The sequence below is a fragment of the Chitinophaga sp. genome, from assembly GCF_036569185.1.
Taxonomy (GTDB): Bacteria; Bacteroidota; Bacteroidia; order Chitinophagales; family Chitinophagaceae; genus Chitinophaga.
The window spans coordinates 1-6,997 of the sequence record NZ_DATCRD010000051.1; the positions used below are offsets into that span (position 1 = coordinate 1).

Sequence of the window (6,997 nt, forward strand, 5' to 3'; positions counted from 1 at the left end):
GCTGCAGTAGCGCCCATGTATATTGTGGGTTGGGTAGATAATAAAAATGAAAAAACAACCGGTATAAAAATTCCCGGCGGTCTTTCCTTTCTTACGCATGGCAGCTTTTCCGCCCCGGTAGAGGGTTTGAGGGCTACGCCGAAAGCAGACAGGCCCGGCGCGGTTAACTTCGTATTCCAGATGTACCACATCATGATCACCATTGGCATGATCCTTATAGCGCTTACGCTCCTGGCGGTTTTTCTTTTATGGAGAAAGAAGCTGTTTAACCAGCGCTGGCTGATGATCATTTTTGCATGGGCCGTATTGTTACCGCAAATAGCCAACCAGGTAGGATGGTACGCTGCCGAAGTAGGGCGCCAGCCCTGGGTGGTTTACAAATTGTTGCGCACCTCCGATGCGCTGTCGCGCAAAGTAACGGCCGACCAGGTGATGTTTTCACTCATATTGTTTACGCTGGTATATATCCTGCTGTTTACGCTGTTCATCTATTTGCTGACCCGTAAGATCCAGCATGGGCCGGATGTTTCAGAGAATGCAGAAATAGAATACGACGGCTATTATCACGATAACATCACTTACCATCCAACTAAATTATAACTCATGGAAACAATTCTTGGACTGGACCTTCCCACCTGGTGGTTTTTGGTGATTGGCGGATTGATCACCGGTTATGGCGTACTGGATGGTTTCGACCTGGGCGCAGGCGCTTTGCACCTGTTCTTTAATAAAGAAGAAAGCCGTCGCCTGGTGCTTAATGCAATCGGGCCCGTATGGGACGGAAATGAAGTATGGCTGGTAATTGCAGGCGGCGCCCTGTTTGCAGGCTTCCCGCTGGTATACGGCGTAGTACTGTCTACCTTCTATATTCCCTTTATGTTATTTCTCGTAGTCCTCATTTTCAGGGCTATTTCCATAGAATTCAGAAGCAAAGAGCCCTGGCTGTGGTGGCGTAAAATGTGGGACATCAGTTACACGGTGTCCAGCACCAGCATTACCTTGCTGCTGGGATTGGTACTGGGCAATCTCATTCACGGCCTGCCCATTAACAAGGAACATGAATTTACCGGCAACCTGCTTACTTTTTTTAACCCTTATGCCATACTGATTGCTTTTACCACCCTGTCGCTGTTTATGCTGCACGGCTCTATTTACCTGGTAATGAAAACGGAGAACAGGCTGTATACCAAGCTCACGGTGATTGTGAACAACTGCAGCAAATTCTTTATTCTCTGTTTTATTCTAACGTCAATGGCTACCCTTATTTATGTTCCCCATATGACGCACCAGTTCAAATCGCACCCGGAGCTGTTTATACTGCCCATGCTGGCGGTGCTGATCCTGCTGAACATCAAAAGGAATGTAGATGCCCGCAGGTATTATACCGCTTTTCTTTATTCTTCCATTATTACGGCCTGCCTGCTCATCCTGTTCGCAGTAGGGCTGTATCCAAATATTGTGATATCTACCACAGATCCGGCATACAGTATCAGTATTTATGCAGCGGCGTCTTCTGTTAAGTCGTTGAAAATTATGCTGCTGATTGCAGCTATAGGCACCCCTATGGTCATCGGGTATACTACTTTCTTATTCTGGACATTCCGGGGTAAGGTGAAGCTGAACGAGATGAGCTATTAAGTTTGGCAGGATCAGGCTAAAAAAACAGGTCCCCGCAAGAAATTGCAGGGACTTACCATTTAACCTATATTCTGTACTGTAGCATTGTGTTGATGATCTCCTGAAAGTCGCCAGTTGTCATTTTCCCGGTATTCCATCTTTTATCAGGAGATGTACGTATTTAAGACCATCTACTTTGATAAAAGTTTAACCGGTTTAAAAAAATTTCTGAAAATAATTCCGGGAAGCCGAAATTAGCGCTCAGAATTGAATACTTCCATGAACCGTATCGACCGGCTTACCGCCATCCTCATACAATTACAGGGTAAAAAAATAGTAAAGGCCTCCGAAATCGCTGATCGCTTTAATATCAGTTTGAGAACGGTGTACAGGGACGTAAAAGCCCTGCAGGAAGCCGGCGTACCCATCGGGGCGGAAGCAGGTACCGGTTATTATATCGTGGAAGGGTATCACCTGCCTCCCGTTATGTTTTCCAAAGAAGAAGCAGCGGCGCTTCTGACAGGGGAAAAGCTGATGGAACAGTTCAGCGACCATAGCAACCGGAAACAGTTCAGCCTGGCAATGGAAAAGATCCGCTCTGTGCTCCGTGGCACGGAAAAAGACTACCTGGAATCACTGGACGAGAACATCGCCGTGCTGCGGTTCCGCCCTTCAACAGCCAATGCCACCGAGTTCCCCAACCGCTTCCTCACGGATATTCAGCAGGCCCTGGGTATGAACCAGGTGATCAGCATGGAGTACTTTTCCTTCCAGGAAGAAGTGGCCACCCGCAGGGAAGTAGAGCCTGTGGGCATTTTCCACAGCAGCGCCAACTGGCACCTGATCGCTTTCTGCCGGCTGCGGCAGGGCTACCGCGATTTCCGGGTAGACCGGATCCGTAAACTGACCGTACTGCCGGCCACTTATAAAAAAGACAAACACCTCTCTTTACAGGACTACCTGGAGCAGCAACGCAGCAGGCAAAACGAAAATACCTACCTTATTAAAATAGCCCTGGACAACGACGTAATGCGGTATGTAAGGGAACAGAAATACTACTTTGGCCTCATGGAAGAAAAGGTAGTGGGCAATAAAACAGAGCTTACCTTCCTGCAATCCTCCCTCAATTACTTTGCCCGCTGGCTCATTATGTTTGGCAACCGGGTGGATGTGCTCCAGCCTCAGGAGCTGAAAACCGCCATAGGAGATCTTATCACAGAGCTTCACGGACATTATTTATAAATTCCCGGATGCTGCTGACATAAGGTTGTCACATCCCGGCTGTTCCTTTGTATTGTGATTAAAACAATACAAATATGAATCAGCTCCGCAATTGTTACGTATTCCTGTTTGACAGCTATTCCGATTGGGAACCAGCACTGGCCATGTATGGCATAGCCAACTTCACAGATGTCCGCATCGTTACCTTTTCTTTTACCGGCGCAGCCGTTACCTCCGGCGGGGGCCTGACCATACAACCTCACCTCAGCCTTGAAGAGGCAATGAAAGCAGATATCGACCTGCTCATCCTCCCTGGCGGGGAAGCCATGGAAAATGGCGCCAATACCGCTATCCTTCCGCTGGTAAAACAATTGCTGGCACAGCAGAAAACAATTGCCGCTATTTGTGGCGCCACCGTTTTGCTGGCTCAACACGGTCTCCTCGACCATATTGCCCATACCAGTAATCACCCTGAGGTGTTAAAACAGCAGGCCCCTGCCTACAAAGGCGGCCACCGGTATCAGCAGGCGCCCGCGGTAGCGGATAAACAGATCATTACTGCCAGCGGCACCGCAATGACAGCCTTTGCCAAAGCCATCTATCAGCATTTTAATTTACTGGAGGCAGCGCCCCTGAAATTTTGGTTTAACTTTTTTGATCAATCGGCTGTTCTTCCGGAGATGCTGGCCGCAGCGCCGTTTCACTTCTTCTATCAGCGTTACGAAACCAACTATGCCGGTATGATGTCTCTGGTGCGTACCGCCATTAAAGAGGTATACCAGGAAGCCATCAACGCCGGGATGGAAATATGTGGCGCACCGGAATGGCATTACCGCAATTTCGACGGGAAGCCCGATACCGTATTTACGCTGGACATAGGCCTTCCGGTAACAACCGTAAAACCGGTGGCCGCTCCATGGCATTGCGAAACGCTTCCTGCCTTTAACTGTGTAAGTATGCAGCATCACGGCCCCTGGGAACAGCTTGGCGCCACTTACGGACAACTGTTTGCCGGTATTGGAATGCTGAACATGCAGGTAACCGGCTATACGAGGGAACAATATCTCCGTTATAATTTTGAACAACCGGCACAAAATATTACCAACATACAGATTGGAGTGAACTAACCGGTATAAGCATCCCCCGGCATTCCCGGGGAATTTTAATCCTGAAAAAATGAAAGTCTATATCATCTCGGGCTGGCTGCTGCTCGTTGCCTTTGCTTTTGATGTACAATTAACACTGAAAAATATGAATAAACTGGATCTGACAAAGGAATTCAAACCATACTATTCCGCGGCAAAAACACCGGAACTGGCCACTATGGACAAAGGCTTATTTGTGACCATCGCCGGGAAAGGCGATCCCAACGGGCCCGTTTTTGCGGAGGTTACCGAGGCATTGTATACCGTGGCTTACAGCATTAAGTTCGGCAGCAAACAAAGGGGCTTCGACTTTACCGTGAGCAAGCTGGAAGGTTTCTGGTGGGTGGAAAAGCACGATGGCAATCCCCTTGAGGTGCCCCGGGATCAGTGGCACTATGAGCTGGCCATCAGGATGCCCGATCATATTACACGCCACCTGTTTTCAGAAGCGGTGCTTTCTGCGGAAAAAAAGAAGAAATCCACATTTATCCGGCAGGTAGATCTGAAGTATATTGAGGAAGGGCTTTGTGTACAGCTTATGCATATTGGTCCCTACAGCGAAGAGCCGGCATCACTGAAAAAAATGGATGATTTTATGCAGCAGCAGGGATTGCATATGAATGGGCGTCATCACGAAATTTATTTATCCGATTTCAGGAAAACGGCGCCGGCAAAGCTGAAAACGATACTGAGGCACCCGGTAAGAAAGTAAAGGCTAGTCGGTTAATCCCAGCTGTATAATGGCTTGTTGGGCGGCTATCTGGCTGGCGTCTTTTTTATTGAAGGCTTTACCGCTGCAAATGAGCTGACCATCCACTACGGCGCCAACGGTAAAGATACGCCGGCCGTTATCCATCTGTTCTTCGAGCAGTTCGAATTCCAGTGTTTTGCCGTTTTTATTGGCCCAGCCGTATAATTTGTTTTTGTGGTTCATTTCCACGGTTTCCAGCAGTTCCATATCTATGTATGGCATGATAATGCGTTTATGTACAAACTGTTGGGTTTTATTATAGCCGCGGTCGAGGTATACGGCGCCTACAAGGGCTTCGAGGGTATTACCGAATATCTGGCTGATTTTGAGGAAGCTGTTGTATTTATCGTAGATAGTGAGCTTGCGTAAGCCCATTTTGATAGCGATATCGTTCAGTTGTTGCCGGTTAACGATCTTGGAACGCATCTCTGTTAAATATCCTTCTGTTTTATAGGGATATTTTTTAAAGAGATAATCCCCCACGATGGCGCCGAGAATAGCGTCACCGAGGTATTCCAGCCGTTCGTTGCTTTCGAGGAATTTTTCTTTACTGGAACGATGGCTCAGGGCCACTTCATAAAGGGCAAAGTTACCAGGCGGAAAGCCCAGCAGGTTGTGCAGCTCTTTATATAAGTGCCTTTTTTTGGAAATCAGTCGATATAAAAAACCTGGCAGTAAACTCACACAATCAAGATCAAGGAACAAATTTTTTGAAAATCACGGAAGCGTTATGTCCGCCAAATCCAAAGGTGTTGGACAATCCGGCGTTTACTTCTCTCCTTTGTGCGATATTAAAAGTAAAATTCAGTTTCGGGTCTAATTGCGGGTCGTCATTAAAGTGGTTGATCGTAGGAGGAACTATGCTATCTATGATAGACATAATTACGGCTATGGATTCAACGGCGCCGGCAGCCCCGAGTAAGTGGCCTGTCATGGATTTTGTAGAGCTGATGTTCATTTGATAGGCATGCTCTCCAAAAACGTGCTGAATGGCTTTTACTTCGGCAATATCTCCCAATGGGGTGGAAGTACCGTGAACGTTGATATAATGTATCTCACTAGCCTGCATTCCGGCATCTGCCAAAGCATTCCGCATTACGTTCAGTGCGCCCAGCCCTTCCGGGTGTGGTGCGGTAATATGGTATGCATCTGCAGTTGCGCCGCCGCCGGCGAGTTCTGCATATATTCTGGCGCCTCTTTCCTGTGCGTGTTCCAACGACTCCAGTACCAGGGCACCGGCTCCTTCGCCCATTACAAAACCATCGCGGTCAAGATCAAAGGGGCGGGAAGCAGTTTTGGGATCATCATTCCTTTCAGACAAGGCCTTCATGGCGTTAAAGCCGCCAACACAAGGTTCGTTGATCACATTTTCCGAACCGCCGGTAACTACCATATCGGTTTTGCCGTAACGGATACTGTACATCGCTTCAATAATAGCATTGGTAGCAGATGCGCAGGCAGATACAACGGAAAAATTAGGCCCCCTGAAACCGTGACGGATAGAAATATACCCGGCAGCGATGTCAAGAATAAGCCTCGGAATTAAGAAAGGACTGAAGCGGGGCGTACCATCCCCTGTGTGGAAATCTCTCAGCTCATGACTGAAATTGATCATACCTCCAACACCAGTGCCCCATATCACCCCAACACGATCAGCATTGATCTTGTCTTTATTGATATTGGCGTCCAGTATCGCCTGATCTGCGGCAATTACAGCCGTTTGTGTAAAGGGGTCCATCTTACGGGCCTCCTTTTTGTCCAGGTAGTTAGCAGGATCAAAATTTTTCAGTTCGCAAGCAAAACGGGTTTTGAACTTGGAAGCATCAAATTGCTTGATATAATCCGCGCCGGATACACCGTTCGTCAATCCGTGCCAGAAATCGGCTACAGTATTGCCGAGCGGTGTAAGAGCGCCTAAACCTGTAACGACAACTCGTCTTGGTTGCATTAAAACAATTCTGATTAGTAGGATTATTTTACATGTTCTTCCAGGTAAGCAACTGCCTGGCCAACAGTAGTAATAGTTTCAGCTTGTTCGTCAGGAATGGAGATGTTGAATTCTTTTTCGAATTCCATAATCAGTTCTACCGTATCCAAAGAGTCAGCGCCTAAGTCATTGGTGAAGCTGGCTTCAGGAGTTACCTCGGCTTCGTCAACGCCCAATTTGTCAATGATGATCTTTTTAACTCTTGATGCAATGTCTGACATAATTTTAAGTGTTTTTGGTTTAAAACTTGACTGCAAAAATATAATTTTTATTGAA

At 47.4% G+C, this 6,997-nt stretch carries 8 protein-coding genes; 5 read left to right on the forward strand and 3 right to left on the reverse strand.

The window, feature by feature from the left end:
* From VIM72_RS03710 to VIM72_RS03730, 5 genes are all read left to right on the forward strand, one after another.
* Window positions 1-600: cytochrome ubiquinol oxidase subunit I (locus VIM72_RS03710; protein ID WP_332001523.1), on the forward strand; the 600-nt coding region annotated here is incomplete at its 5' end.
* A gap of 3 nt (window positions 601-603) precedes the next feature.
* A complete protein-coding gene (gene cydB / locus VIM72_RS03715; protein WP_332001524.1) occupies window positions 604-1,638 on the forward strand; it encodes a cytochrome d ubiquinol oxidase subunit II in 1,035 nt (344 codons plus the stop codon).
* Window positions 1,639-1,896: 258 nt separating this feature from the next.
* Entirely contained in the window at window positions 1,897-2,859 is a 963-nt protein-coding gene (locus VIM72_RS03720; protein WP_332001525.1) for a YafY family protein, read from the forward strand.
* A gap of 74 nt (window positions 2,860-2,933) precedes the next feature.
* A complete protein-coding gene (locus tag VIM72_RS03725; RefSeq protein WP_332001526.1) occupies window positions 2,934-3,965 on the forward strand; it encodes a DJ-1/PfpI family protein in 1,032 nt (343 codons plus the stop codon).
* A 49-nt stretch (window positions 3,966-4,014) separates the two neighbouring features.
* Window positions 4,015-4,695, forward strand: coding sequence for a GyrI-like domain-containing protein (locus tag VIM72_RS03730; RefSeq protein WP_332001527.1), 681 nt, complete (start codon window positions 4,015-4,017; stop codon window positions 4,693-4,695).
* A gap of 3 nt (window positions 4,696-4,698) precedes the next feature.
* Here VIM72_RS03730 and rnc read toward each other — a convergent pair whose 3' ends face one another.
* Genes rnc through VIM72_RS03745 form a run of 3 tightly spaced genes read right to left on the reverse strand, consistent with a single transcriptional unit; the run spans window position 4,699 to window position 6,942 of the window.
* Window positions 4,699-5,418 (reverse strand): ribonuclease III, encoded by a 720-nt coding sequence (gene rnc / locus VIM72_RS03735; RefSeq protein WP_260607360.1) that lies wholly within the window; start codon window positions 5,416-5,418, stop codon window positions 4,699-4,701.
* A gap of 10 nt (window positions 5,419-5,428) precedes the next feature.
* The gene (fabF, locus tag VIM72_RS03740) at window positions 5,429-6,682 is read right to left on the reverse strand and encodes a beta-ketoacyl-ACP synthase II (RefSeq protein WP_332001528.1); all 1,254 of its coding nucleotides are present in this window, start codon (window positions 6,680-6,682) and stop codon (window positions 5,429-5,431) included.
* Window positions 6,683-6,705: 23 nt separating this feature from the next.
* Window positions 6,706-6,942 (reverse strand): acyl carrier protein, encoded by a 237-nt coding sequence (locus VIM72_RS03745; protein WP_012788038.1) that lies wholly within the window; start codon window positions 6,940-6,942, stop codon window positions 6,706-6,708.
* Between the last annotated feature and the right edge of the window lie 55 nt (window positions 6,943-6,997).

What these genes read in the sequence shown, in the direction of transcription:
- cydB (WP_332001524.1), top strand. Translation starts at nt 604, where the DNA reads ATGGAAACAATTCTTGGACTGGACCTTCCCACCTGGTGGTTTTTGGTG.
- VIM72_RS03720 (WP_332001525.1), top strand. Translation starts at nt 1,897, where the DNA reads ATGAACCGTATCGACCGGCTTACCGCCATCCTCATACAATTACAGGGT.
- VIM72_RS03725 (WP_332001526.1), top strand. Translation starts at nt 2,934, where the DNA reads ATGAATCAGCTCCGCAATTGTTACGTATTCCTGTTTGACAGCTATTCC.
- VIM72_RS03730 (WP_332001527.1), top strand. Translation starts at nt 4,015, where the DNA reads ATGAAAGTCTATATCATCTCGGGCTGGCTGCTGCTCGTTGCCTTTGCT.
- fabF (WP_332001528.1), bottom strand. Translation starts at nt 6,682, where the DNA reads ATGCAACCAAGACGAGTTGTCGTTACAGGTTTAGGCGCTCTTACACCG.
- VIM72_RS03745 (WP_012788038.1), bottom strand. Translation starts at nt 6,942, where the DNA reads ATGTCAGACATTGCATCAAGAGTTAAAAAGATCATCATTGACAAATTG.